The following is a 25,359-nucleotide window of genomic DNA, read 5'->3' as shown; positions in this document are numbered from 1 at the left end:
TGTTGTTCGAGCGGCGCTATCGGAGCGCAGTACTCGTACAGGCAATGCTTCTATCCGCATTCCACGAGATGAAAGGCCACGCCGTAGCGTGGCTTTCATACAGACATCAATCGCGAGCCGAGGAAGCCGCGCCGTGACTGAGCCAGTCGAGTACGGCGGTCGCATCGTCGTCGGCGCCTTGACGCGCTTTCGCCACCGTTTCAGCAACGTCCGCGCTTGGCACCGCGCGGCGAATCGCCACGCCTACCGCGAGAATGTCGATCATCACCAGATGCAGGATTCGCGAAATCATCGACAGTTGCGACTCGCGAATTTCAATGTGATCGGTCTCGAGCGCGACCGTCGCACGCTTGGCCAACGGCGTGTTGCTCGACGTGATGGCGATCACCTTGGCGCCCGCTTGCATCGCGACGTCAAGCACGCGCAGCAGTTCGGGCGCGCGTCCGGATTTGGACACGGCGACGATCACATCGCCCTTGCCGAGCAGCGCAGCCGAAGCCGCCTGCATGTACAGATCGCCGTAAGCAATGGTCGGGATACCGAAACGGAAGAATTTGTAGTGCGCATCTTGCGCGACGATGTTCGAATTGCCGAGGCCGTAGAACTCGATGCGCCGTGCGCCGTTCAACAGGTCGATCGCACGCTCGACGTGCTCGAAGTTCAAATGCTCGCGCAACTGAAGAATCGCGGAGACGGTGTTGTCCAGCACCTTCGCGCCGAAATCCGTCGCGGTATCGCCGAGATGCACCTGGCTGTGGCTCACCGGAATCGTGCCGGTCAAACCGGTTGCGAGCTTTAGCTTGAAATCCGACAGACCCTGACAGCCGAGCGAGCGGCAGAAGCGAATCACGGTGGGCTGACTCACGTCGGCCTTGCGCGCGATGTCCACAATCGGATCGTTGATGATCGAGCGCGGATGATTCAACGCGAGATCGGCGACGCGGCGCTCCGCCGGCGTGAGCGCGTCGCGCATCTGACGAATCCGTTCGAATACCGCCGATGAACTGCCGCCCGCGCGATTCGACAACTGCTCGGCGAGAATCGCGGACACGCCGAGGAACGCCGGATATTCCGCGGTGATTACATAGGTCGGCACGTTCTGCAAGTACGCCTCGAAGCGGCCTTTCGCTTCGAAGCGCTTGCGAAACGACGAGCGCGCGAAGAACTCACCGAGCCGCGGCACCACGCCGCCGCCGATATAAATGCCGCCGAGCGCGCCGAGCGTCACCGCGATATTGCCCGCGAAGGTGCCGAGAATGCCGCAGAACACGTCGACGGATTCCGCTGCGAGCGGCTCGCCTTCCAGCGCGCGTTTGACGATCTCGACCGTGTCGACGTTCGCCGCCACGCGCTTCTTGTCGCGGCCCGCCAACGCACGGTAAATCACTTCGATACCGGGCCCCGCGGCCACGCGCTCGAACGATACGTGCGACCACTTCTTGCGCGCGTATTGCAGCACGATGTCTTCGCGCTCATCGGCCGGCGCGAACGTGGCGTGACCGCCTTCGCTGCCGAGCGCGATCCAGCGGTCGTCGGCGGGAATCAGGCCCGACACGCCCATGCCGGTGCCCGGACCGAGCAGCCCGATCACGCTGTTCGGGCGGCGCGTGCCGCCGCCGACCTGCACGCGTTGCGCATCGGTCAGGCCTGGCAGGGCCATGGCGAGCGCGGTGAAGTCGTTCACGACGAGCAGCGTGTCGAAGCCGAGCGCGCGGCGCGTCGCTTCGATCGAGAAGCTCCAGTCGTGATTCGTCATGCTGACCTGATCGCCGTCGACCGGGTTCGCAATCGCAATCGCCGCGTGATTCACGCGGCCGATCTTCATGTCTTTCAGATACTTCTTGATGACTTCGGCAACGCCCGGGTAAGCCGCGCACGGGTAGACCTGCACCGAGCCGATCTCGCCCGGGCCGGTTTCCAGCGCGAAGCGCGCGTTCGTGCCGCCGATGTCGGCCAGCAGCCTCGGTCCATCGGCGTGCTGGCCCGCGCCCGGAGCAGCCTTAGTTTGCACACCAGTAGACATCGAGTCTCACTCCCTTGTCGTTTGCCAACTGCGAGATGGCATTTTTTTGTAGCGAAGATGCGGCGGCATTCAGCACGTCCATCTTGCGCGGTCCGGCGATCAGCAAGAACAGGTGTTTCACTTCTTTCAGCGCGGACAGCGACCAGCTCACACGCGCATGCGGCGCGCTGCCCGGATGCACGGCGACGAAGCGCTCGGTCGTAGTGATCGCGTGATCCCATTCGGGCGCGTCGGCGAAGATCGACGCAGTGTGGCCGTCTTCACCCATGCCGAGAATCGCGACGTCGGGGGCGCCGGCAAAACGCGCATCCGCGTTCAGCGCGGCAACGTGAGAGTGCAGATCCTGCGTGGTGTCGGCGAGCGGCCAAAAGGTTGCGTTCTTCGCGGCGTTCTGCAGCAACGTGGCGTGCACGAGTTGCGAGTTGCTTGCGCTGTCCGTCTCCGGCACCCAGCGGTCGTCGACCAGCGTCACGGCAATGCGCGCCCAGTCGAAGCTTTGCGTGGACAACGTCTCCAGGAACGAGCGCGGACTGCTGCCGCCGGACACGGCAAGCAGGGCCGGGCGCACGCCGGCAGTGGATGTGCCGGCTGTGGACGCGCCGGATATACCGGCGTCCGACGTTGCCGTCTGTGCGGCCAGCGATGCATGTAACGCGTCGCCAACCGCCTTCGCCAACGCGTCGGATTGGGCGCGTTGATCGTCGAAAGCGTGAAGCTCGATCACTTCTCCTCCGTGCTGCTTTTTTGTTAGATCTGCGAAAATCCGCCGTGAATCAATTCTCTTCTTCGAGCCAGCAGGTGCCGTGCTGCGCGAGCATCGCGCTGGCGGCGGCAGGACCCCAGGTACCCGATGCATACGGCTTCGGCGGTTTGTTCGAAGCCTTCCATTCGTTCAGGATCGGTTCGACCCAACGCCACGCGGCTTCCTGTTCGTCGCGTCGCACAAACAGCGCGAGCCGGCCGTTGATCACGTCGAGCAGCAGGCGCTGATACGCCTCCATCTGCCCTTCGCGGAAAAACTGGTCGAACGCGAGATCCAGGTGAACGCTTGCGAGATTCATGCCTTCGCCGGGCTGCTTCGCGAGACAGTAGAGACGAATGGTTTCGTTCGGCTGCAAGCGGATCACCAGACGATTCGCGCCCGCGCGCAACGCCGAAACACCCAACGCCGAGTGCGGCACCGCACGGAAATTCACGACGATTTCCGCGACGCGGTCCGCAAGCCGTTTGCCGGTGCGCAGGAAAAACGGCACGCCAGCCCAGCGCCAGTTTTCAATCTCGACTTTCAACGCGACGAAGGTTTCCGTCGTGCTGTTCGGCTTCACGCCGGGTTCCGTCGCATAGGCCGGCACCGCACTGCCGCGAATCCCGCCCGAATGATACTGGCCGCGCACCGCAACTTTGCCGATGTCGAGCGGATCGATCGGCTTTAACGCACGCAGCACGCGCAGCTTTTCGTCGCGGACCGAGTCCGAGTCCATTGAATGCGGCGGCTCCATTGCGACAATCGAAAGCAGTTGCAGCAAATGGTTCTGCACCATGTCCCGCAGTGCGCCGGTATTGTCGTAGAAATCGCCACGCGCTTCGACACCGAGTTCCTCGGCAATCGTGATCTGGATACTTTCGACCCACTCGCGACGCCATAGCGGCTCGAACAGCGCATTGCCGAAGCGCAGCGCCAGCAGGTTCTGCACGGGCTCTTTGCCGAGGTAGTGGTCGATCCGGTAGATCTGTTCTTCAGCGAAGATTTCACCGACCGCGTCGTTGATCGCATTCGACGACTTGAGGTCGTAGCCGAGCGGCTTTTCGAGCACGATGCGCGCATTCTCATTGAGCCCGACCGAGGCGAGCGCGCGGCAGATCGGCACGAACAGCGACGGGCCGGTGGCCAGATAAAACACGCGGATGCCCGGTAGGTCCTTGACCGCATCGCGAAGCAACGTGAAGTCTTCCGGATTGCCCAAGTCGATCTTCACGAACTCGATACGTTCGAGAAAGCTGGCCCACGCCGTTTCGTCGACACCGTTCTTCGATACGTACGGCTTGACGTGCTCGTTGACCCACTGAAGGTACTCGCCGCGATCGGCCGCATGGCGCGCCACCGCGACGATCTTGCCGCTGTCGGCCAGCATGCCGCCCGCACGGTGCGCTTCAAACAGTGCGGGGAGAATCTTGCGCATCGACAGATCGCCGGTTCCGCCGAAGAGAACGAAGGTGAAACTTGAATCGGTTTGCATGAGTCTCCGTCGATGTCCTGGGGCCGCCGGAATGGAGCAAAAAGGGCGACCGTAGTCCGATAAAATTTTTTTTGACACTGAATTGTAGTTTAACTACAATCCAAATCAAGAGGTAGCGCTAATTCGATGAAAAAAGCGTGCGCTGTCAGGCAAGGTTGCGCGTTTTCGCTAATCGGCGGGCGTCTCCTGCATGTTAACGGACATTGCGTGCCGGCATAGCCCGGCATGCCCCCGGCGGCCGTTACCGGAACGCCGGGGAGTCGCGCGCCGGCAGGCGCCGGTTGCCTCGTTTGACGTGCAGTGCACCTCGAGTCTGCCGCGCGACGCGGGCAGGCAAAAATCAAAAGAGGAGACAATCAGTTGCATCCCGAACCACTCATCTCTTGAGCTTCCAGCGGCCGAACATCGGTCCGCCGGCACATGCTTCGCGCATGCGCCCGACCGTGCTCGATCGCCCAGTGTTTTGCCTGTTTTGAACCAACCACAGCACCCTGGCGACATCAGGGGCCATTTGTTTTTTGTTCAGGTGTCTGGAGGAGATAAGCAATGAAATTTCGCGCGATCATGGGCGCTTTGTGCGCCGCAGGTCTGATGTGTGGCGTCTCGGCCGTGCAGGCTGCCGAGTCGGTCGAAGTGTTGCACTGGTGGACTTCGGGCGGCGAATCGAAAGCCGTCGGCGTCCTCAAGGACGACATGACGAAGCAGGGTTACACGTGGAAGGACTTTGCGGTTGCGGGTGGCGCGGGCGCGGCTGCCATGACGGCACTCAAGACGCAGGTGATCTCGGGCAATGCACCGAGCGCCGCGCAGATCAAAGGCCCGCTGATCCAGGACTGGGCTTCGCAAGGCGTGCTGGTGCCGATCGACTCCGTCGCGGGCGACTGGAAGAAGAACCTGCCGCCGGAAATCGACAAGATCATGCACGCGGACGGTCACTACGTCGCGGCGCCGTTCTCGGTGCATCGCGTGAACTGGCTGTACATCAACAAGGCAGCGCTCGAAAAGGCAGGCGGCAAAGTGCCGACCACGTGGCCTGAATTCTTCGCGGTGGCCGACAAGATGAAGGCCGCGGGCATCCAGCCGATCGCGATGGGCGGCCAGCCGTGGCAAGACCTGACGCTGTGGGAAGACGTCGTGCTGTCGCAAGGCGCGGACTTCTACAAGAAGGCGCTGGTCGACCTCGACGAAAAGACGCTGACGTCGGACAAGATGGTCGGCGTGTTCGACACGGTCCGCAAGATTCAGGGTTACTTCGACGCGGGCCGCACGGGCCGTGACTGGAACCTGGCAACGGCGATGGTCATCAACGGCAAGGCCGGCATGCAGTTCATGGGCGACTGGGCGAAGGGCGAATTCGCCAACGCCGGCAAGAAGTCGGGTTCGGACTACGTGTGCGCTGCCGTGCCGGGCACGGAAAAGGCCTACACGTTCAACGTCGACTCCTTCGTGTTCTTCCAGCAGAAGGGCCAGAAGGCTGCAACGCCGGGTCAACTGGCGCTCGCCAAGACCATCATGTCGCCGGAATTTCAGGAACAGTTCAGCCTGAACAAGGGCTCGATTCCAGTTCGTCTGGGCGTGTCGATGACCAAGTTCGACGACTGCGCGAAGAAGTCGTACGCGGATGAACAGGTCGCGATCAAGTCGGGCGGCTATGTGCCTTCGCTGGCGCACGGCATGGCTCAGCCGGATGCAGCAGCCGGCGCGATCTCCGACGTGGTCACGAAGTTCATGAACTCGCAGCAGGATTCGAAGAGCGCGGTTGCAGCGCTCGCGAAGGCAGCGAAGACCAAGTAAGTGAAGCAGTGAAGCGGCGTGTCCAATCGGGGGCGCTGCTTCGCGCCGCTGATTGCGTTGGATTGCGACACGCTGCACGCGCCGATGCAGGCGGCTTCACCCTGGTTTCATAGAGTCACACCTATACCGTTGCGGCTTCGCGTTTGTTTGCGTTCTCACGTTGTCAGGTTTGTCGTGTGCATCATACGTGAGCGGCCCGGCGGTACAGTTTCAGCAGGAGTCGAGTAGTGACTGCTTCTATCAGCGGAAACGGGAAAACGGCTAACGTCGCCCGCCGCGTATCGCCCATGGCGGCCCTTGCCGATCGCTGGATTCCGAAGCTGGTGCTCGCACCCAGCGTCGTCATCAGCCTGGTCTTCGTGTATGGCTTCATTGCCATCACCGGCTATCTGTCGCTGTCCAATTCGCGGCTGATGCCTCGTTATGATTTTGTCGGTCTCGACCGTTATCGCGAACTGTTCGATAACGACGTGTTCTGGACGTCGGCTGCGAACCTCGGCTGGTTCGGCATCCCGTTCATCGGTATCTGTATCGGGCTCGGCCTGTTCCTCGCAATCCTGCTCGATCAGCAGATCCGCAACGAAGGCGCGCTGCGCGCGGTGTTTCTTTACCCGATGGCGTTGTCGTTCATCGTGACCGGCACCGCGTGGCAATGGATCATGACGCCGAGCATCGGCCTCGAAAAAGTCTTTCACGACTGGGGCTGGACGAGCTTCTCGTTCAGTTGGCTGGGCGATCCGGACAAGGCGATTTTCTGCGTCGTGATTGCGGCGGTGTGGCAATCCACCGGGTTTGTGATGGCGCTCTTCCTCGCGGGACTGCGTGGTGTCGACAGTGAAATCTTCAAGGCCGCGCAGATGGACGGCGCGAACTTGCCCACCATCTACCGCAAAATCGTGATTCCGAGCATGCGTCCGGTGTTCTTCTCCGTGCTGCTGATTCTTTGCCACATCACGATCAAGACCTTCGACCTGGTGGTCGCATTGACGGCGGGCGGTCCGGGCACTTCGTCGTCGCTGCCGGCGATTTTCATGTACACGTTTTCGTTCAATCGCGGGCAACTCGGCGTCGGCGCGGCATCGTCGATCATGATGCTCGCAACCGTCGTGGCCGTGCTCGTGCCGCTCATGTATCTGGAATCGAGGAGCACCCGCAATGCAGCCTAAGATGACGATCAGCCGCGCCGTCATTTACGCGGCGTTGATTCTGTTTGCCCTGTACTTCCTGTTCCCGTTGTACGTGATGCTGTCGACGTCGTTCAAGGACATCGACCAGTTGCGCACCGGCAACCTGCTCACGCCGCCTTCGCACTGGACCGTCGATCCGTGGATCAAGGCATGGAGCGGCGCGTGTACCGGCGTTCGTTGCGACGGCATGCAGCCGTTCTTCATGAACTCCGTGCGCATGGTGATACCGGCGGTGCTGATTTCGTCGATCATCGGCGCGTTCAACGGTTATGTGCTGACGCACTGGCGTTTTCGCGGCGCCGATCCGATCTTCACGTTGCTGCTGGTCGGCTGCTTCATTCCGTTCCAGGCGATCCTGCTGCCGATGGCGCGTTTCGAAGGCATGCTCGGCCTGTCGAACACTACGACCGGTCTGGTGGTGGTGCACGTGATCTACGGTATCGCGTTCACCACGATGTTCTTCCGCAACTTCTACGTCAGCATTCCGGCTGAACTCGTGAAGGCGGCGCGTATCGACGGCGCGGGTTTCTTCACGATCTTCACGAAGATTCTGCTGCCGGTGTCGCTGCCCATTTTCATGGTGTGCCTGATCTGGCAATTCACGCAGATATGGAATGACTTCCTGTTCGGGATTGTGTTCTCCGGCGTCGATTCGATGCCGATCACGGTGGCGCTGAACAACCTCGTGAACACCTCGACCGGCGTGAAGGAATACAACGTGGACATGGCCGGCGCGATCATCGCCGCGTTGCCGACCTTGCTGGTCTACATCGTCGCCGGACGCTATTTCGTGCGCGGCCTGACGGCGGGCGCAGTGAAGGGCTAACGCCAGGTCAGTCCAGGCTAAACCATCCGAGCGCGGCGGCGCTTCGTGCATGAACGCGTGAAGCACCGCCGTCACCCGAAGACGTTTTCAAGCAGTACCAGAGACAAGAGGATTCACAGCATGGCAAGCCTTTCCATCCGTGACGTGTACAAGACTTACCCGAATGGGGTGCCGGTTCTGAAGGGTGTCAATATCGACATCGAAGACGGCCAGTTCCTGATTCTCGTCGGCGGCTCGGGCTGCGGTAAGTCGACGCTGCTCAACATGATCGCTGGTCTCGAAACCGTGACCAAGGGCGAGATCCAGATCGACGGTAAGACGGTGAACAACCTGTCGCCGAAAGACCGCGATATCGCGATGGTGTTTCAGTCGTACGCGCTGTATCCGTCCATGACGGTGCGCGAGAACATCTCGTTCGGCCTGAACATCCGCAAGGTGCCGAAGCAGGAACAGGCGCAGATTGTCGACCGCGTGTCGAACACACTGCAAATCACACATCTGCTGGACCGCAAGCCGGGCCAACTTTCCGGCGGCCAGCGTCAGCGCGTGGCCATGGGCCGTGCACTTGCACGCGATCCGGTGATGTTCCTGTTCGACGAGCCGCTGTCGAACCTCGACGCGAAGCTGCGTATCGAAATGCGTTCGGAAATCAAGCTGCTGCATCAACGCCTCGGCACGACGATCGTCTACGTGACGCATGATCAGATCGAAGCGATGACGCTCGGCGACCGCATCGCCGTGATGAAGGACGGCATCGTGCAGCAATTTGGCGCGCCGCAGGAAATCTACGACTCGCCGTCGAACCTGTTCGTGGCCGGCTTCATCGGCGCGCCGCCGATGAACTTCATTCAAGGCAAGCTCGTCGAGCAGGGCGCGGGCATTGGCCTCGAACTTGACACGGGAGTCGCACGCACGGCGTTGAACCTGCCGTTCGATTCGGCGAAGGTCAAGTCGCACGTCGGCCGCGAAGTGATTCTCGGCTTGCGCCCGGAACGAATCACCGATTCGCGCGGCGCGCACGGCGACCACGGCAAGCTGCAACAGATCGAAGTGAAGGTCGACGTGATCGAGCCGACCGGTCCCGACACGCTCGTGTTCGCGCAAGTCAACGGCAAGCGCGTGGTGAGCCGCGTGCATCCGGCTTCGAATCCGCAGCCGTTGACGAACACGACGCTGCTGTTCGATGCGTCGAAGGCGGTGTTGTTCGATCCGTCGAATGAAGAGCGGATTGCCTGAACCGGATCTGACCGTCGCATTCGTCTGAATGGAAGAAAGCCCCTTGCGTCGAGAGACGCAAGGGGTTTTTCGCTGGAAGGCGTCAAGCCTCCGGAATACGCAGGTCCGGATTATTGCGCACGAGTTCCGTGACCCATTCGGTGAACGCGCGTAGCCGCGAACTCAGATTGCGGCGATGCGCGTAAAGGATCGACAGCGGTGTGCTGGGGCTCGTGTAGTCCGTGAGGATTTCCTTGAGCACGCCGCGCTCGATCAGATGCGCGACCATGAAGCGCGACGGCTGGATCATGCCGTGTCCGAGCGCGGCCGCGCGAATGTAGACCGATCCGTCGTTCACCGCGAGCACGCTTTTCATCGCGACCTTGGCGATCTCGCCGTTCACTTCGTATTCGAACGGAAAAGTCTTGCCCGTGCGGGCCGACACATAATTGACGGCGCGATGCTCGCTCAACTGTTCCAGCGTGGTCGGCGTGCCGTACTTCTCCAGGTACGCGGGCGACGCGCACGTGACGATCCGCGCCTGGCCGATGCGCCGCGCGACGAGACTCGACTCTTCCGGCGTGCCCATGCGGATCACGCAATCCACCGCGTCCTGGATCAGGTCGATATTGCGGTCGGCGAGACCGAGCCGTACGTCGATTTCCGGATAGCGCCGGTAGAAATCGTCGAGCGCGGGCAGCAGCAGCGCACGGGCGAGCGTGCCGGACGTATCGACGCGGATCGTGCCCACCGGATTCTCGCGCTTGTTCGACAGCGACGATTCGGCGTCGGCGACTTCCGCGAGAATGCGCACGCAGCGGTCGTAGAACAGCGCGCCGTCCTCAGTAACGCTGACCTGGCGCGTCGAACGGTTCAACAGCCGCACGCCGACGTGTTCTTCCAGCGCCTGAATCGTCCGGCTGACTTTGGCGCGCGGCAGGTCGAGCGATTCGGATACTTTGGTGAAGCTGTTCGCCTCGACCACACGCGTAAATATCTCCATCGCTTCGAAACGGTCCATGTTTGGCCTTGTGAGTGATTAGCGGAAATAGCTTTTGACGTGAAGTGTATAGGCTGGAATTAATGTTGTCCGCAAGGGTGGATGACGGGCGGCCGCGCTCAGTCCCGGTCGGGCGCGCCGAGCGGGAAGAGCGGACGATACGGCCGCGCTTCGTCGACCGCGCGTGCGAACGACGGACGCGCCAACAGCCGCTCTCGATAGGCGCGCACATGGGCAAACGCCGGATCGATCGCATGCGTCCAGTCAGCGTAAAAGAGAAACGGCGCGGCGCCGCAATCGGCGAGGCTGAAAGTGTCGCCCGCGGCCCATTCGCGCCCGGCCATTACGTTGTCGAGCCACGCGTATGCCGTGTCGAGCATCGCGCGAGCTTCCGAGACGCCGCGCGCGTCGCGCTCCGTTTCGGGACGCAGGCTGTCGTAGACGATTCTTTGCTGCGGCGTCGAAATATAGTTGTCGAAGAAGCGATCCATGCTGCGCACTTCGAGCGCCGCGCGCGCGTCGGCCGGCAAAAGCGGCACCGGCCCCGGATGATACAAGCCAAGGTATTCGATGATGATGCTCGCCTCCGTCACCGTCCGGCTGCCGTCGACCAGCACCGGAAAGCGTTTGATCGGCCACAGCGCGGCAAACTCGGCCATGGTTTGTGGATCGTCGTGCGCGAGCAGGCGGAACTCGAACGGCGTGCCGTTCTCGTAGAGCGCGGTGAGGGCCTTCTGACAGTAAGAGGAAAAGGGGTGGGCGTATAGCTTGATGCTCATCGTGGTCACCTTGAAGGAGGGCGGGTTCACCGCGGGCCGGCGAAGACCGCTGGGCCGCGTTTACATGACGACGAACGAAGGCGGCGCAAATCGACAGTCCGCCGGCGAGCAACGCACGCTACGACTGCCACCGCAAAGACCGCTAATGCGGCAACCGCACATCGAACCTGAACGTCACGAGCCGCGCGAGCAGAATGAAAGCGGTGGCGGCCAGCACGCTATACACCGTGTCGAAGTTCACATAATCCAGCAACACATACAGCCAGCAGCCGACGAAAGCGCATGTCGCGTAGGGCCGCGAATCACGCAGAATCAACGGCACCTCGTTGCACAGCACGTCGCGAATTACACCGCCGAATACGCCCGTCGCCACACCCATCATCACGGACGTGAACCACGGCATCTGGGCGTCGTGCGCAATCGAGGTGCCCGCGATGCTGAAAAGGCCGAGGCCGATTGCGTCGGCGACCAGCAGCACGCGCTCAGACAGCAGGCGCGAAGTCATCTTCAGCAGCGTGGGTGCGAAGAGAGACATCACGAAGATCGCGATCAGATATTCCTGATGCTCGACCCAGTAAAACGGGCGGCGCTCCAGCAGCACGTCGCGTAGCGTGCCGCCTCCGAAGGCTGTGGCAATTGCGACGAGAAAGGTGCCGACGGCGTCGAGCCGGCGGGTCCTCGCTTCAATGAAACCGGAAATAGCGTAGGCGAAGATCGCCAGCGCCTCCATGATGGTCAGCGCGAGCGTCAGCCTGGGATGGATCACCGCGGCTCCGTCACTTGGCCTGAGCCGGCGTGGCGCCCGGCTGCAGCAGCACGACCACAGCGCCGGCGCCGCCGTCATGCGGACGCGCCTGGCAAAACGCAATCACCTCGTTCTTCTGCACGAGCCACGCGCGCACTTTGCCCTTGAGCACCGGTTCCTTGCCGACCGATCCCAGACCCTTGCCGTGAATCACGCGCAGACACCGCAAACCGCGCTTCACCGATTCGCGGATGAATTCAGCCAGCGCCTCGCGCGCTTCCTCCCGCCGCATGCCGTGCAGATCGATTTGCGCCTGCACGATCCAGTCGCCGCGCCGCAGTTTTCGCACGACTTCCTGGCTCACGCCGGGGCGGCAGTAGGAGAGCGTTTCGTCGGTTTCCAGCAGCACCTCGGGATCGAACTCGTCCGAAATGGCTTCGTGCAACACGGCTTCTTCGTCGAGCCGCGTCTGCACGGGCAGCGGCGGCGGAGGATTGCGCGGCAACGACGCGCGCGGCGGCACCGCGAGCGGCGCAATTACGCCGATCTCGCGGCGGAACAGATCCGCATCCGCGGCCGCTTCACGCTGTGCAGCCGCCGCGGCCGCGCGTTCGCGCTCGCGACGTTGTGCATCGACCTTCAACGCATCGCGCAACGCGCCAAGGCCGGCGAGGCCCGCAGCCGGCTCGATCTTGGTTCTGGCGACCGGCGCAGCCGGTTCCGGCGCGGGTCGCGCGGCGGCGCGGGCGCGCTTGGGCTCGTTCGGATGAGGGTGGTTCTTCGGCATAGCGGAAATACACGCGGAAAGTAATTCGGTCACGCGGCGCCTGGCGTAACGGGGACGCGACCCGAATGCAAAAAGGCCGCTGGCTTGTCAGCCGCGGCCTTCCATCGAGCAAGCGGCCGGGCAAGGCCCAACCGCCATTTTACCGTTGCGTTCGCGCGAAAGCGCTGCCGATCAACGCTCGGCTTCCTGGCTCATCGCGTGCTCGCCGGCCATCTCGTTGATGGTTTCCAGATAGCGCTGCGCGTCGAGCGCGGCCATACAGCCCGTGCCCGCGCTCGTGATCGCCTGACGGTACACGTGGTCCTGCACGTCGCCGGCGGCGAACACGCCCGGCACGCTGGTGGCGGTCGCAAAGCCGTTCAGGCCGCCCTTCGTGATGATGTAGCCGTTCTTCATCTCCACCTGGCCTTCGAAGATGTCCGTGTTCGGCTTATGGCCGATCGCGACGAACAGGCCCTGCAACGCGATGTCGGTCGTCTCGCCGGTTTGCGTATGTTTGACGCGCAAACCGGTCACGCCGGACTGGTCGCCGGTCACTTCATCGAGCGTATGGTTCCACTTGATCTCGACGACGCCTTCCTTTTCTTTCGCCAGCAGCCGGTCGATCAGGATCGGCTCGGCGCGGAACTTGTCGCGGCGATGGATCACCGTCACCTTCTTCGCGATACCGGACAGGTACAGCGCTTCTTCAACGGCGGTATTGCCGCCGCCGACCACGGCCACATGCTGCTGCTTGTAGAAGAAGCCGTCGCAAGTGGCACAGGCCGACACGCCCTTGCCCATGAACGCTTCTTCGGACGGCAGGCCGAGGTATTGCGCCGATGCGCCAGTCGAGATGATCAGCGAATCGCACGTGTACTCGCCCGAGTCGCCGATCAGGCGGATCGGCTTCTCGTTCAGTTTGGCCGTATGAATGTGGTCGAAAATGATTTCCGTGTTGAAGCGCTCAGCGTGCTCCAGGAAGCGCGCCATCAGTTCCGGGCCTTGCACGCCGTTGGCGTCGGCGGGCCAGTTTTCGACGTCCGTAGTGGTCATCAACTGGCCGCCTTGCGCGAGACCCGTGACGAGCACCGGCGCGAGGTTGGCGCGCGCCGCATAGACCGCGGCCGTATAGCCGGCGGGACCGGAACCGAGAATCAGAACCTTGGCATGTTTCGTGGAAGTTGCTGGCATGATTGAATCCTTTTACGGCGCGCTGCTCGCCCATGCGAGGCCGCGCGACTTGAGCTGAAACTGTAGATGGGTATCAGTCGGGCATTATAAAGGGCGGGGCGGCGGCCTGCTCCATGAAGCTTTCCGATCGCGGCGATAGTCTGCGGCGTGTGCTCGTCGCGCGGCCTCCGATCAATGCGTGTCGGCAATCGGCCAGGTTACTGTCATTTACAGCCTCGCGCGGGGCACTGCGTTTACAATAGGCCGGATCGAAGTTTCGGCTCGCCGGTGTCGCGCCCGCAGCCGCGCCGGGCGAGGCTCGGCCCGCGGCTCGACGCACCGGATTGGCCACACACGCAACAGGATCAATGGCAAAAGCTCCTTATTCCGCGAGCGCGCAGGCATTGCCGCACCGCATGTCGCGCCTCTTCACCGAAATCCGCTGGATTCTGCAGGTCGCGCTCGGCGTTTTCCTGCTGATGGCGCTCGTCAGCTATAGCCGGCGCGACCCGAGCTGGACGCATGCCGCCCAGGTCGAGCACATCGCTAACTGGGCGGGCCGCGTGGGCGCGTGGACGTCGGACATTCTGCTGCTGCTGTTCGGCCTGTCCGCTTACTGGTGGATCGTGCTGCTCGGCCGCCATATCTCCGCGAACTACAAGCGCATCACGCGTCACGAGGAATTACAGGAAGACGCACCGCGCGACGTGAGCTGGCTCGCGGACGCCTTTGCATTCATGCTTGTGCTGCTCGCATGTGATGGCATCGAGGCGTTGCGCATGTGGTCGCTCAAGGTGCAGTTGCCGCGCGCGCCGGGCGGCGTGATCGGAGAGGCGGTCGCGCGTGGCGTGTCGCATGCGCTCGGTTTCACGGGCGGCACGCTGGCGCTGCTGATCGTGCTCGGCATCGGCCTGTCGCTGTATTTCCGTTTCTCGTGGCTGTCGGTGTCGGAAAAGGTCGGCGAGTCGATCATTTCGGCGGTGACCTTCGCGAAGCTGCGCCGCGAGGCCGGGCGCGACCGCAAACTGGGCGAAGCGGCCGCAGTGAAGCGCGAAGGCAAGGTCGAAAAGGGCCGCGTGCGCATCGAGGAACACGAGCCTGTCATGATCGTGCCGCCGGTTGTCACACCGGCCAAGTCGGAGCGCGTCGAGAAAGAACGGCAAGTGCCGCTCTTCACGGACCTGCCGGGCGATTCCACGTTGCCGCCTATTTCGCTGCTCGATCCGGCGCCCGCCGCGCAGGAAACCATCTCGGCGGATACGCTCGAATTCACCTCGCGTCTGATCGAGAAAAAGCTCAAGGACTTTGGCGTCGACGTGAGCGTGGTCGCCGCGTATCCGGGTCCGGTTGTCACGCGTTACGAGATCGAGCCCGCCACCGGCGTGAAGGGCAGCCAGATCGTGAATCTGGCGAAAGACCTCGCGCGTTCGCTGTCGCTCGTGTCGATCCGCGTCGTGGAAACGATTCCCGGCAAGAATTTCATGGCGCTCGAATTGCCGAATCAGCGTCGCCAGACCGTGAGCCTTTCCGAGATTCTCGGCTCGGCGGTTTATGCGGACGCGGCGTCGCCGCTGACCATGGGTCTCGGTAAGGACATCGGCGGCAAGCCCGTATGCGCGGATCTCGCGAAGATGCCGCACCTGCTAGTCGCGGGTACCACCGGTTCGGGCAAGTCGGTCGGTATCAACGCGATGATTCTGTCGCTGCTCTATAAGGCGAGCGCCGACCAGGTCCGCATGATCCTGATCGATCCGAAGATGCTCGAAATGAGCGTCTACGAAGGCATTCCGCATCTGCTGTGTCCGGTCGTGACGGACATGCGTCAGGCCGGTCACGCGCTCAATTGGGCGGTCGCCGAAATGGAGCGGCGCTACAAGCTGATGAGCAAGCTCGGTGTGCGCAACCTGGCGGGCTACAACAACAAGATCGACGAAGCCGCCAAGCGCGACGAGAAGCTGCCGAACCCGTTCAGCCTCACGCCGGACGAGCCGGAGCCGCTCACGCGTCTGCCCAACATCGTCGTCGTGATCGACGAACTTGCGGACCTGATGATGGTGGTCGGCAAGAAGGTCGAAGAACTGATCGCGCGGATCGCGCAGAAGGCGCGCGCGGCCGGCATCCATCTGATTCTCGCCACGCAGCGTCCGTCGGTGGACGTGATTACCGGGCTCATCAAGGCCAACGTGCCGACGCGAATGGCGTTCCAGGTGTCGTCGAAAATCGACTCGCGCACGATTCTCGATCAGCAGGGCGCTGAATCGCTGCTCGGCATGGGCGACATGCTCTATCTGCCGCCGGGCAGCGGCCTGCCGGTGCGCGTGCACGGCGCGTTCGTATCGGACGAGGAAGTGCATCGCGTCGTCGACAAGCTCAAGGAACAGGGCGAGCCGAACTATATCGAGGGCATTCTCGAGGGCGGCGTGACGGGTGAGGGCGACGAAGGCTCGGCGGGCGCTGGCGCAGGCGGCTCGGGCGACGGCGAGTCAGACCCGCTCTACGATCAGGCGGTGGATGTGGTGCTGAAAAACAGGCGCGCGTCGATCTCGCTGGTGCAACGGCATTTGCGCATCGGCTACAACCGCGCGGCGCGTCTGCTCGAACAAATGGAAAATTCTGGCGTGGTATCGGCGATGTCATCGAACGGCAATCGCGAGATTCTCGCGCCGGCGCGCGAGGCGGACTAAGCCGCGCTGGCAACGCGCCGGTGGCGGGTCATGCTCTGCGTGCGAGTTTGGCGTCGCGTCAAAGCCGGGCTCTTAAGCCAGGCTCTTAAGCCGGGCTTCTAAGCCTCGCTTAAGGCTGGCTGTATAAGCTCGCTGATAACGTTGGCCGCGAGCGTTGCAGCTTCGTGGATTTGCCTTACGCTTTGCGTTAGCTTTGCGTTGGGTTTGTCTCAGGCTTGCCGCGCGCTTCGCACTTCATGCCTTGGCCGAAGTCAGCGCCAAACCGCTCCTGGCCATGCGCCGCAAGTCTCCGGCCGCTCAACGAATTCAATCAAGGGAGAAAAATCATATGCAGCTATTCGCGCAGCAGCACGCTCAATCCTGTAGCGTGGGCCGGTTTGCCCGCGCAATCGCGCGCAGCGTCGGCACGGTGGCGATCGGCGCGTCGATGCTCGTCGCTTCACAGGCCTTTGCGAGCGGCACCGAGCAGTTGAAGGCGTTCGTCGCGCAAGTTCACTCGGCGCGCGGCACCTTCGTGCAGCAGGAAGTGCGCGCGCCCAGCAAGGCGCAAGCGGCGAGCGGCGCAAGCGGCGTGTTGTCCACCACGGGCGGCGGCAAGAACGGCACGTCGAGTGGAACGTTCACGTTCGCGCGTCCGGGCAAGTTCATCTGGCAATACGAAAAGCCCTATGCGCAACTGCTGCAAGCGGACGGCGACAAGCTCTACGTGTACGACAAGGATCTGAACCAGGTGACGGTGCGAAGCCTCGGCGGCGCGCTCGGTGCGAGCCCGGCGGCAATCCTGTTCGGCAGCAACGATCTGGATAAGAACTTCACGCTGCGCGATGCAGGTGTGAAGGCCGGCATCGACTGGCTGGAACTCACGCCGAAAGCGAAGGACACACAATTTCAGCGCGTGGGCATCGGCTTCAAGGACGGAAACCTCGAGGCGATGGAATTGCACGACGTGTTCGGCAACGTGACGTTGTTGACGTTCTCGAACATCCAGAAGAATCCGCCACTGCCCGCCGACGCGTTCAAGTTCACCGTGCCGAAGGGCGCGGATGTGATCAACGGATAAGCCGTCGCCGTGATTTGATGTTGGCCTGAAAGCCGCGCTAGATGCGCGGCTTTTTTATAGCCGATAGCACGCGGTGCGCGCGCTACTCTTTCGCGTCAAGCGCATGCGCGGCCTTCATATCGTCGATGAACGCTTCGACAATATCCGTCCGATGCTGTCGCGCCCGCGTGACCATATGAAACGTGACGCGGTAACGCATGAGGGCCGGATTCAACGCGGCGAGCAGCCCTTGCTCGACAAACGGCGCAGCGAAATGTCCCGGCAGATAGCCGAGGTGATGTCCGGAAAGCACGAGCATCGCGACCGCTTCCATGTTGTCCGCGACCGCGGTGACGTTGCGCGGCGTCGTCGAAGTTTCGGCTTCCGGCAACGGATAACTGCGCCACGCCCATTCGTGAGCCGCGGCTTCTGCGAGCGACACTTCTCCCGCCGAAGCAAACAGTGGATGCCCCTTCGCGCAGTACGCGAACTGCTCTTCGGCGAACACCTCGGTGTATTGGAGCGACGGCACCCGATGCCAGAAATAGCCGATGCCGACCTGAATCCGCCCATTGAGCAGCAGTTCCTCGAGCTCGCCCGGCGAGCGCACGAGAATTGAAAAACGCACCGACTGATCGCGCGAGCGAAACCGGCCGATTGCGTCGCTGATGCGCGCGCTTGCCGACACGGGCGTATGGCCGATCATGCCGACGTCCAGCGTACCGACCAGCTTGCGGCCCACATTGCGCGCCTGCATGCCGAAGCTGTCGACCGCACCGAGCAGCGCGCGAGCGGCATCGACGAACTGTTCGCCGCGCGCGGTCAGGCGGAAGCCGCCGCGGCCGCGCTCGCATAGGCGGTAACCCAGACGCGTTTCCAGCGTGGCGAGCTGCGTGCTGATGGTCGACTGGCCGATGTTGAGCGTGGCTTGGGCCGGCGAGACGCCGCCCGCGTCGACGATGGCAAGGAACACGCGGATCAGCCGCAGATCAAGGTCGGTGAGTTGGGAGAACATGCGTCAGGATACATCGCTCGCAATCGATGTGAAGGTTATTGCGCGGCTATTTCAAATTCGCAAAAACTGCTCAAGAATGGAGATTCGCCCGGTACGGTGCGATTTTCATGCATTCCTCCGGCCGGTTCCGCCGCTCTTCGCTTGCTGCACTCTTTCATTGCCGAGCCACGATGAATAGTTCTTCCTTCATTTCTCCCGAAGCCGGTGAACGGCCGCAGCCGCTGTCCGGCAATGCGATGCCGCGCTGCGGCGGCATTGCGACGATGATGCGGCTGCCGAACGTCGGCTCCGCCGAGGGATTCGACGCGTGTTTCGTCGGCGTGCCGTTCGATCTCGGCACGTCCAACCGCACCGGTGCCCGTTTCGGGCCGCGCCAGATCCGCAGCGAATCGGTGCTGCTGCGCCCCTACAACATGGCGACGCGCGCGGCGCCGTTCGATTCGCTGCGAGTAGCCGATCTCGGCGATGTCGCGATTAATCCGTACAACCTGCACGATTCGATCGCGCGTATCGAAACCGCGTATGACGAAATTCTTCAGCACGATTGCAAGCCGATCACGCTCGGCGGCGATCACACCATCGCGCTGCCGATCCTGCGCGCGGTTCATCGCAAGCACGGCAAGGTCGGTCTGATTCACGTCGACGCGCACGCCGACGTTAACGACACGATGATGGGCGAGAAGATCGCGCATGGCACGCCGTTTCGTCGCGCGGTGGAGGAAGGCTTGCTCGATTGCGAGCGTGTCGTGCAGATCGGTTTGCGCGGCACCGGCTACGCGGCGGAAGATTTCGACTGGTGCCGCGATCAGGGCTTTGAAGTCGTGCAGGCCGAGGCGTGCTGGAACCAGTCGCTCGCGCCGCTGATGGCGCGCGTGCGCGAGCGTATGGGCGACGGCCCGGTCTACATCACGTTCGATATCGACGGTATCGATCCGGCGTTTGCGCCGGGCACGGGCACGCCGGAAATCGCCGGATTGACGGTGCCGCAGGCGCTCGAAATCATTCGTGGGGCGCGCGGCTTGAACATCGTCGGCTGCGATCTGGTGGAAGTTGCGCCGCCGTACGATCCGTTCGGCACGACGGCGCTGCTCGCCGCGAACCTCGCGTTCGAGTTGTTGTGCGTGCTGCCGGGCGTCGAATATCGGACGGCTGCTCGCTGAGCTTGCCCGCCGTGTGACCTGTCGCGGCATGGCGGCTGCAACGAAAAAGGCCTGCAGATGCAGGCCTTTTCTTCGCAACGGCGAATTTACAGGTTTACGCGTAAGCCGCTTTACGCGTCGACACGAACGCGAGATAACACGCCGCGCCGATCACCAGCGCGGGCAGCGTCGCGCCCAGATTCGGCAACCATTGGTTGATCGCCTGATAAGCGGCAATGCCGATCGCCCACGCAATGAACGCGCTCAGATGCCAGCCGCCAGAGAACCCGTATCGGCCGCGCACGTCGGCGAGCACGGCGGCTTCGATACGGCGCTTGCGCACAATGAAGTGATCGACCAGCACCACGCCGAAAAGCGGCGCGAACACCGAGCCGATGAGCAGAAGGAAGTTCTGATATTTCGCCATCGGCACCAGCAGCGCGATCAACGTGCACAGCGCGCCGAATGCCGCCGACAGCATCGGCACGCTGCCGCGCGTCCAGAACGTGCCTGTCGAAACGGCTGCCGAATGAATGTCGGCGAACGCGTTGTCCACTTCGTCGATCAGAATAAGCAGCAATGCGAGTCCGCCGCCGGCTTGCGCAAGCGCGCTCGTCAGCAGCGCGTCACCGCCGCCCGCGGCGAGACCGTAGACCGCGCCCAACGCATAGAACCAGATGTTCGCAATCCCGTAGCCCAGCAGCGTGCCGCGAAATGTGTCGCCGGAGCGGCGGCCAAAGCGCGTGTAATCCGCAATTAACGGCAGCCAGGAAAGCGGCATCGCCACCACAAGGTCGATGGCGCCGCCGAACGGCATCTCGCCCGTGCCGGGACGGCGCATCATCGCAGCGAGGTCGTGTTGCGCGAGCAGATTCCACGTGAGCCATGCCGCGCCCGCAAGCAGCAGCCAGATCCCCCATGTGCGCAGAAAGCGCCGCACGAACGACAGCGGCCCGCTGATCGCGAGCAGCGTCGCCAGCAAGCCGAAGATGACGGTCCAGATCAGCGGCATCGAGAGGCCGAAGGATTGTTTGGCGAGGGCATCGGCGGAATCGCGCATCACGATCACCTCGAACGAGCCCCAGCCGACCAGTTGCACGGCGTTCAGCACGGCGGGCACCGACGCGCCGCGCACGCCGAGCGTCGGACGCAGCGACGACATCGCCGCGAGCCCGGTGTCCGTGCCGATCACGCCCGCCAGCGCCAGCAGAATCACGCCGATTACGCTGCCGATCACGATCGCCAGCAACGCAAGCGGCAGCGAAAGACCCGGCACCAGCAGCGCGCCGGCTTGCGCGACCAGCAGGCCAATGCCGAGCGAGAACCAGAGCGCGAAGGCGTCGCCGGTTCGGAATGCGCGGCGCGCGTCGGGCACCGGCGTGAGCGGCGCGTAGGTGGAACCGGCGTCGCCGGCGAGTGGATCTTGTGCCATCTGGTCTTATCCCTGAGTCCTGTTTCTATTGGTGTTGCGTGCAAGTTTGCGCGCGATCGAGATGTGCGGCCTCGCCCGGACGCCGTCACTGTCATAATGCAGAACGTTGCCGGCACCTTCCTCGCGCCGGCTTTGCGCTCATCCGGCAGCACGCCGCGTTGAGGTCGACCATCACACGGACCATCGCGCGGACCGCGTCCGGAAAAGCCGAGATTATCCCCAAAACGTCATGTTCGAAGAACCCCGTGCCAATGTCCCGCTCGCCGAACGCCTGCGGCCCCGCAATATCGACGAAGTGATCGGCCAGAAGCACCTGCTCGGCCCGAACAAGCCGTTGCGGGTCGCATTCGAATCCGGCGAAGCGCATTCGATGATCCTCTGGGGCCCGCCCGGCGTCGGCAAAACCACGCTGGCGCGGCTCATGGCCGATGCGTTCCATGCTGAGTTCATCGCGTTGTCGGCGGTGCTTTCGGGCGTGAAGGACATTCGCGAGGCGGTCGAGACCGCGCAGATTCATCGCGCGAACGGGCATCAGACGCTCGTGTTCGTCGACGAAGTGCATCGCTTCAACAAGAGTCAGCAAGACGCGTTCTTGCCGCACGTGGAGTCGGGCCTGTTCGTGTTTATCGGCGCGACGACAGAGAATCCGTCGTTCGAGGTGAATAGCGCGTTGCTGTCGCGTGCGGCCGTGTACGTACTCAAAAGTCTCACCGAAGAAGAGTTGGGCGAGCTGCTCGAGCGCGCGCAACAGGAACTCGGCGGCCTCACGTTCACCGACGAAGCGCGCGAAGCGCTGATCGGTTCCGCCGACGGCGACGGCCGCAAGCTGCTGAACAACCTCGAAATCGTCGCGCGCGCGGCTTCACAGCAGAAGACCACGGAGATCGACGGTGCGTTGCTCGGCAGCGCGCTCGCGGAGAATCTGCGCCGCTTCGACAAAGGCGGCGACGCGTTCTATGACCAGATCAGCGCGCTGCATAAATCGGTGCGCGGCAGCAGTCCGGACGGCGCACTCTACTGGTTCTGCCGCATGCTCGATGGCGGCGCCGACCCGCGCTATCTGGCGCGCCGCATCGTGCGCATGGCGTGGGAGGACATCGGTCTCGCCGACCCGCGCGCCGCGCGCATCGCGCTCGATGCCGCCGAGACTTACGAGCGACTCGGCACGCCCGAAGGCGAGCTTGCGCTGGCTCAGGCGATCATCTATCTGGCGGTCGCGCCGAAGTCGAATGCCGGCTACAACGCGTATAACGAAGCGCGCCGCTTCGTGAGCAAGGACAAGTCGCGCGGCGTGCCCGTGCATCTGCGCAACGCGCCAACCAAGCTGATGAAGGAACTCGGCTACGGCCACGAGTATCGCTACGCGCACGACGAACCTGATGCGTACGCGGCCGGCGAGACGTACCTGCCGGAGAACATGCGCGATCCGCATTGGTACACGCCGACGCCGCGCGGTCTCGAAGGCAAGATCGGCGACAAGATGGCGCGTCTTGCGGAACTCGATGCGCAATGGCGCAGCGAGAACAAGCCGAAGAAAGGTTGAGACGGTTCAGTCGCGCCGGTGCGCTAAAATCCCACCTTCATACAACGAATACCCGCCCCATCTCATGCTCGACATCCAGTTGCTGCGCAAAGACCTCGACGGCGTCGCGAAACGCCTCGCCGACCGCGGCTATATCCTTGACGTGGCGGCCTTCACCGCGCTCGAAGCGGAACGCCGCGATACCCAGACCCGTACCGAAGAAATGCAGGCGCGCCGCAACAGCCTGTCGAAGCAGATCGGCGCGATGAAGGGGCGGGGCGAGGACACTTCGGCTGTGATGGCGGAAGTTGGCGGTATTGGCGACGAGATGAAGGCGTCGGCGGCGAAGCTGGACGATATTCAGAAGCGTCTGTCGGATCTGCTGCTCGGCGTGCCGAATCTGCCGCATGAGAGCGTGCCCGTTGGCCGCGACGAAGCGCAGAACGTCGAAGTGCGCCGCTGGGGCACGCCGCGCCAGTTCGACTTCGAGGTGAAGGATCACGTCGATGTCGGCGCGCCGCTCGGCCTCGATTTCGAGACCGGCGCGAAGCTCTCGGGCGCGCGCTTCACGATGCTGCGCGGGCAGATTGCGCGGCTGCATCGCGCGCTTGCGCAGTTCATGATCGACACGCATACGCAGCAGCATGGCTATACGGAGATTTACACGCCGTACATTGTGAATCCGGAGATTCTGTACGGCACGGGCCAACTGCCCAAATTCGCGGACGACATGTTCCGCGTCGAGAAGGGCGGCGGCGAAAACACGGTCACGCAATATCTGATTTCCACATCGGAAATTTCGCTGACGAACACGGTGCGCGACAGCATCGTCGAAGCGAGCGCTTTGCCGATCAAGCTGACCGCGCATTCGCCGTGCTTCCGTTCGGAAGCGGGCTCGTATGGACGCGACACGCGCGGCATGATCCGTCAGCATCAGTTCGATAAGGTGGAGATGGTGCAAATCGTCGCGCCGGAAGCGTCGTATGACGCGTTGGAGGAGATGGTCGGCCACGCTGAGGTGATTCTGCAGAAACTCGAATTGCCGTACCGCGTGATCACGCTGTGCACCGGTGATATGGGCTTCTCGGCGGCGAAAACCTACGACCTCGAGGTATGGGTGCCGGCGCAGAACACCTATCGCGAGATTTCGAGCTGCTCGAACACCGAGTCGTTCCAGGCTCGCCGCATGCAGGCGCGTTATCGAAATGCGCAAGGCAAGCCGGAGCTCGTGCATACGCTGAACGGCTCCGGCCTCGCTGTGGGCCGCACGCTCGTGGCAGTACTGGAGAACTTCCAGAACGCCGATGGTTCGGTGACTGTGCCGGCGGCGCTGCGGCCGTATCTGGGCGCCGTCGAACGGCTGGAAGTGCCGGCGGGCTGATTGATTTCGGCTGATGCCACGAGTGATTGGATTGCAGGTCTCTTCGAAATTTTTTCGGCAAGGGACTTGGAAATCGAAATCAGCTGTTCTATAATCTTTCTCTCTCAAGCAGCGACCCGCTTGAATCTGACAAAACCGCCTTGTCGCGGCGAGTTGGAAAACACGGAAAGGTGGCAGAGTGGTCGAATGCGCTGGACTCGAAATCCAGTGTACCTTTAGGGGTACCGTGAGTTCGAATCTCACCCTTTCCGCCAGACTTTAGAAAACAGGCCCTTCGGGGCCTGTTTTCGTTTCTGCCTGGCAAGTTGTTTGTCACTCCGGCGTTAGGCGGCACATCACGCATTCACAAGCGATGCTAACTTATTGTTGCGCCCGCCCCGAATAACCACGCCAACCACTGGCTCACAAACCGCCACCTCCGCTTTACCCCGGCCCCCGCACCGATCCTCTGTACAATTGGCCGTTCCGTTCGATTGAACATCGACCCACCTTCGAACCCATCGACCGAATTCATGGCCATTACCTATAAGACTCCCGACGACATCGCCAAACTGCGTATTTCAGGCCGACTCGCGGCCGACGTGCTGGCCATGATCGGCGAGCACGTGAAGGCCGGTGTCTCCACCGACGAGCTGGACGCACTGTGCAACGACTACATCGTCAACACGCAAAAGTCGATTCCGGCCAATGTCGGCTACCTGGGTTTTCCAAAGACCGTCTGCACATCGGTCAATCAGGTGGTGTGCCACGGTATTCCGAACCGCAGCGAAGTGCTGAAGGACGGCGACATCATCAACATCGATGTGGCCATCATCAAGGACGGCTACTTCGGCGACACGAGCCGCATGTATTGCGTCGGCCAGCCGAGCACGGTGGCGCGTCAACTCGTCGATACGACCTATGAAGCGATGCTCGCGGGCATCCGCGAAGTGAAACCGGGCGCGACGCTTGGCGATATCGGCCATGCAATCCAGAGCGTGGCGCAGCGCGACGGCTTCTCGGTCGTGCGCGACTATTGCGGCCACGGCATCGGCAAGGTGTATCACGAAGACCCACAGGTTTTGCATTACGGCCAGCCGGGGCAGGGTGTGCGTCTGAAGCCGGGCATGGTTTTCACGATCGAGCCCATGATCAACGCCGGCCGCGCCGGCACCACCGTACTGCGCGACGGCTGGACGGTGGTCACCAAAGACCGCTCGTTGTCGGCGCAGTGGGAACACATGATCGCCGTCACCGACGACGGCTATGAACTCCTTACGCCCTGGCCGGACGGTACCGGCAGCTACCAGGCGCCGTGAGCCAGCCAGGCTTCGCATAGCGTTGGCGCGCAGGTCGCACGGCGCCGGGCGCGCGAAATGCTCCGTAGTTGATGCGTGCTTTGCGTGAACCGGCTCGCGCGATA

The 25,359-nt window shown here is 62.6% G+C and carries 20 protein-coding genes and 1 tRNA gene; 11 read left to right on the top strand and 10 right to left on the bottom strand.

The genetic code is table 11. From position 1 onward, the window contains the following. Positions 1 to 106: 106 nt before the first annotated feature. Genes C0Z16_RS00625 through zwf form a run of 3 tightly spaced genes read right to left on the bottom strand, consistent with a single transcriptional unit; the run spans position 107 to position 4,260 of the window. Positions 107 to 2,023 carry a bifunctional transcriptional regulator/glucokinase gene (locus tag C0Z16_RS00625; RefSeq protein ID WP_102630308.1) on the bottom strand — a complete coding sequence of 639 codons (1,917 nt, stop codon included), beginning with the start codon at positions 2,021 to 2,023 and terminating at the stop codon, positions 107 to 109. Continuing rightward, positions 2,001 to 2,747 carry a 6-phosphogluconolactonase gene (gene pgl / locus C0Z16_RS00620; RefSeq protein WP_102630307.1) on the bottom strand — a complete coding sequence of 249 codons (747 nt, stop codon included), beginning with the start codon at positions 2,745 to 2,747 and terminating at the stop codon, positions 2,001 to 2,003. Before pgl ends, C0Z16_RS00625 begins: the two co-directional genes overlap by 23 nt. A gap of 49 nt (positions 2,748 to 2,796) precedes the next feature. Next, positions 2,797 to 4,260, bottom strand: a complete 1,464-nt coding sequence (gene zwf / locus C0Z16_RS00615) for a glucose-6-phosphate dehydrogenase (RefSeq protein WP_102630306.1) — start codon at positions 4,258 to 4,260, stop codon at positions 2,797 to 2,799. 546 nt (positions 4,261 to 4,806) lie between these two features. Between zwf and C0Z16_RS00610 the strand changes: the two genes are divergently transcribed. The 4 genes from C0Z16_RS00610 to C0Z16_RS00595 all read left to right on the top strand — a co-directional run bounded on the left by C0Z16_RS00610 (position 4,807) and on the right by C0Z16_RS00595 (position 9,303). Beyond that, entirely contained in the window at positions 4,807 to 6,054 is a 1,248-nt protein-coding gene (locus C0Z16_RS00610) for an ABC transporter substrate-binding protein (protein ID WP_102630305.1), read from the top strand. Positions 6,055 to 6,281: 227 nt separating this feature from the next. Beyond that, positions 6,282 to 7,220 carry a carbohydrate ABC transporter permease gene (locus tag C0Z16_RS00605; RefSeq protein WP_102630304.1) on the top strand — a complete coding sequence of 313 codons (939 nt, stop codon included), beginning with the start codon at positions 6,282 to 6,284 and terminating at the stop codon, positions 7,218 to 7,220. Beyond that, a complete protein-coding gene (locus C0Z16_RS00600; RefSeq protein WP_102630303.1) occupies positions 7,210 to 8,067 on the top strand; it encodes a carbohydrate ABC transporter permease in 858 nt (285 codons plus the stop codon). Before C0Z16_RS00605 ends, C0Z16_RS00600 begins: the two co-directional genes overlap by 11 nt. 120 nt (positions 8,068 to 8,187) lie before the next feature. Beyond that, positions 8,188 to 9,303, top strand: coding sequence for an ABC transporter ATP-binding protein (locus tag C0Z16_RS00595; protein ID WP_102630302.1), 1,116 nt, complete (start codon positions 8,188 to 8,190; stop codon positions 9,301 to 9,303). A gap of 82 nt (positions 9,304 to 9,385) precedes the next feature. Here the strand turns inward: C0Z16_RS00595 and C0Z16_RS00590 are convergent, their stop codons facing one another. The 5 genes from C0Z16_RS00590 to trxB form a co-directional block, all read right to left on the bottom strand. Continuing rightward, the gene (locus C0Z16_RS00590) at positions 9,386 to 10,303 is read right to left on the bottom strand and encodes a LysR family transcriptional regulator (RefSeq protein ID WP_102630301.1); all 918 of its coding nucleotides are present in this window, start codon (positions 10,301 to 10,303) and stop codon (positions 9,386 to 9,388) included. Between the two features lie 98 nt (positions 10,304 to 10,401). After that, positions 10,402 to 11,061 carry a glutathione S-transferase family protein gene (locus C0Z16_RS00585; RefSeq protein ID WP_102630615.1) on the bottom strand — a complete coding sequence of 220 codons (660 nt, stop codon included), beginning with the start codon at positions 11,059 to 11,061 and terminating at the stop codon, positions 10,402 to 10,404. Between the two features lie 142 nt (positions 11,062 to 11,203). After that, positions 11,204 to 11,824, bottom strand: coding sequence for a trimeric intracellular cation channel family protein (locus tag C0Z16_RS00580; protein ID WP_102630614.1), 621 nt, complete (start codon positions 11,822 to 11,824; stop codon positions 11,204 to 11,206). Between the two features lie 13 nt (positions 11,825 to 11,837). Then, on the bottom strand, positions 11,838 to 12,593 hold the full coding sequence (locus tag C0Z16_RS00575) for a Smr/MutS family protein (RefSeq protein WP_102630300.1): 756 nt from the start codon (positions 12,591 to 12,593) through the stop codon (positions 11,838 to 11,840). 171 nt (positions 12,594 to 12,764) lie between these two features. Continuing rightward, the gene (gene trxB, locus C0Z16_RS00570; protein WP_102630299.1) at positions 12,765 to 13,766 is read right to left on the bottom strand and encodes a thioredoxin-disulfide reductase; all 1,002 of its coding nucleotides are present in this window, start codon (positions 13,764 to 13,766) and stop codon (positions 12,765 to 12,767) included. A 347-nt stretch (positions 13,767 to 14,113) separates the two neighbouring features. Here trxB and C0Z16_RS00565 point away from each other — a divergent pair, with 347 nt between their 5' ends. Both C0Z16_RS00565 and lolA read left to right on the top strand, forming a co-directional pair. Continuing rightward, positions 14,114 to 16,429 (top strand): DNA translocase FtsK, encoded by a 2,316-nt coding sequence (locus tag C0Z16_RS00565; protein WP_102630298.1) that lies wholly within the window; start codon positions 14,114 to 14,116, stop codon positions 16,427 to 16,429. A gap of 328 nt (positions 16,430 to 16,757) precedes the next feature. After that, complete coding sequence (gene lolA, locus C0Z16_RS00560) at positions 16,758 to 17,489, top strand: outer membrane lipoprotein chaperone LolA (RefSeq protein WP_102630297.1); 732 nt, start codon at positions 16,758 to 16,760, stop codon at positions 17,487 to 17,489. Positions 17,490 to 17,571: 82 nt separating this feature from the next. Here the strand turns inward: lolA and C0Z16_RS00555 are convergent, their stop codons facing one another. After that, positions 17,572 to 18,483 carry a LysR family transcriptional regulator gene (locus C0Z16_RS00555; RefSeq protein ID WP_102630296.1) on the bottom strand — a complete coding sequence of 304 codons (912 nt, stop codon included), beginning with the start codon at positions 18,481 to 18,483 and terminating at the stop codon, positions 17,572 to 17,574. A 170-nt stretch (positions 18,484 to 18,653) separates the two neighbouring features. Here C0Z16_RS00555 and speB point away from each other — a divergent pair, with 170 nt between their 5' ends. After that, the gene (speB, locus tag C0Z16_RS00550) at positions 18,654 to 19,643 is read left to right on the top strand and encodes an agmatinase (protein ID WP_102630295.1); all 990 of its coding nucleotides are present in this window, start codon (positions 18,654 to 18,656) and stop codon (positions 19,641 to 19,643) included. Positions 19,644 to 19,737: 94 nt separating this feature from the next. On the opposite strand, the gene cytX is transcribed toward speB, so the two are convergent. Continuing rightward, complete coding sequence (cytX, locus tag C0Z16_RS00545) at positions 19,738 to 21,054, bottom strand: putative hydroxymethylpyrimidine transporter CytX (RefSeq protein ID WP_102630294.1); 1,317 nt, start codon at positions 21,052 to 21,054, stop codon at positions 19,738 to 19,740. Positions 21,055 to 21,283: 229 nt separating this feature from the next. Here cytX and C0Z16_RS00540 point away from each other — a divergent pair, with 229 nt between their 5' ends. The 4 genes from C0Z16_RS00540 (at position 21,284) to map (ending at position 25,255) form a co-directional block, all read left to right on the top strand. Continuing rightward, entirely contained in the window at positions 21,284 to 22,597 is a 1,314-nt protein-coding gene (locus C0Z16_RS00540) for a replication-associated recombination protein A (protein WP_102630293.1), read from the top strand. A 64-nt stretch (positions 22,598 to 22,661) separates the two neighbouring features. Next, entirely contained in the window at positions 22,662 to 23,957 is a 1,296-nt protein-coding gene (serS, locus tag C0Z16_RS00535; RefSeq protein WP_102630292.1) for a serine--tRNA ligase, read from the top strand. Positions 23,958 to 24,121: 164 nt separating this feature from the next. Continuing rightward, positions 24,122 to 24,211 (top strand) — tRNA-Ser (locus C0Z16_RS00530). Between the two features lie 258 nt (positions 24,212 to 24,469). Beyond that, positions 24,470 to 25,255: a type I methionyl aminopeptidase gene (gene map / locus C0Z16_RS00525; protein ID WP_102630291.1), complete on the top strand. Its 786-nt coding sequence runs from the start codon at positions 24,470 to 24,472 to the stop codon at positions 25,253 to 25,255. Positions 25,256 to 25,359 lie beyond the last annotated feature (104 nt).

The organism is Paraburkholderia rhynchosiae (assembly GCF_002879865.1).
In the GTDB taxonomy this organism is placed as follows: Bacteria; Pseudomonadota; Gammaproteobacteria; order Burkholderiales; family Burkholderiaceae; genus Paraburkholderia; species Paraburkholderia rhynchosiae.
Note: the sequence above shows the minus strand (reverse complement) of the source record. Positions and strands in the feature narration are given on the sequence as shown.

Bases quoted from the DNA above. Each gene is read 5' to 3' on its own strand.
- C0Z16_RS00625 (WP_102630308.1), bottom strand. From the start codon at position 2,023: ATGTCTACTGGTGTGCAAACTAAGGCTGCTCCGGGCGCGGGCCAGCAC.
- zwf (WP_102630306.1), bottom strand. From the start codon at position 4,260: ATGCAAACCGATTCAAGTTTCACCTTCGTTCTCTTCGGCGGAACCGGC.
- C0Z16_RS00610 (WP_102630305.1), top strand. From the start codon at position 4,807: ATGAAATTTCGCGCGATCATGGGCGCTTTGTGCGCCGCAGGTCTGATG.
- C0Z16_RS00600 (WP_102630303.1), top strand. From the start codon at position 7,210: ATGCAGCCTAAGATGACGATCAGCCGCGCCGTCATTTACGCGGCGTTG.
- C0Z16_RS00595 (WP_102630302.1), top strand. From the start codon at position 8,188: ATGGCAAGCCTTTCCATCCGTGACGTGTACAAGACTTACCCGAATGGG.
- C0Z16_RS00590 (WP_102630301.1), bottom strand. From the start codon at position 10,303: ATGGACCGTTTCGAAGCGATGGAGATATTTACGCGTGTGGTCGAGGCG.
- C0Z16_RS00585 (WP_102630615.1), bottom strand. From the start codon at position 11,061: ATGAGCATCAAGCTATACGCCCACCCCTTTTCCTCTTACTGTCAGAAG.
- C0Z16_RS00575 (WP_102630300.1), bottom strand. From the start codon at position 12,593: ATGCCGAAGAACCACCCTCATCCGAACGAGCCCAAGCGCGCCCGCGCC.
- trxB (WP_102630299.1), bottom strand. From the start codon at position 13,766: ATGCCAGCAACTTCCACGAAACATGCCAAGGTTCTGATTCTCGGTTCC.
- C0Z16_RS00565 (WP_102630298.1), top strand. From the start codon at position 14,114: ATGGCAAAAGCTCCTTATTCCGCGAGCGCGCAGGCATTGCCGCACCGC.
- lolA (WP_102630297.1), top strand. From the start codon at position 16,758: ATGCAGCTATTCGCGCAGCAGCACGCTCAATCCTGTAGCGTGGGCCGG.
- C0Z16_RS00555 (WP_102630296.1), bottom strand. From the start codon at position 18,483: ATGTTCTCCCAACTCACCGACCTTGATCTGCGGCTGATCCGCGTGTTC.
- speB (WP_102630295.1), top strand. From the start codon at position 18,654: ATGAATAGTTCTTCCTTCATTTCTCCCGAAGCCGGTGAACGGCCGCAG.
- cytX (WP_102630294.1), bottom strand. From the start codon at position 21,054: ATGGCACAAGATCCACTCGCCGGCGACGCCGGTTCCACCTACGCGCCG.
- C0Z16_RS00540 (WP_102630293.1), top strand. From the start codon at position 21,284: ATGTTCGAAGAACCCCGTGCCAATGTCCCGCTCGCCGAACGCCTGCGG.
- serS (WP_102630292.1), top strand. From the start codon at position 22,662: ATGCTCGACATCCAGTTGCTGCGCAAAGACCTCGACGGCGTCGCGAAA.
- map (WP_102630291.1), top strand. From the start codon at position 24,470: ATGGCCATTACCTATAAGACTCCCGACGACATCGCCAAACTGCGTATT.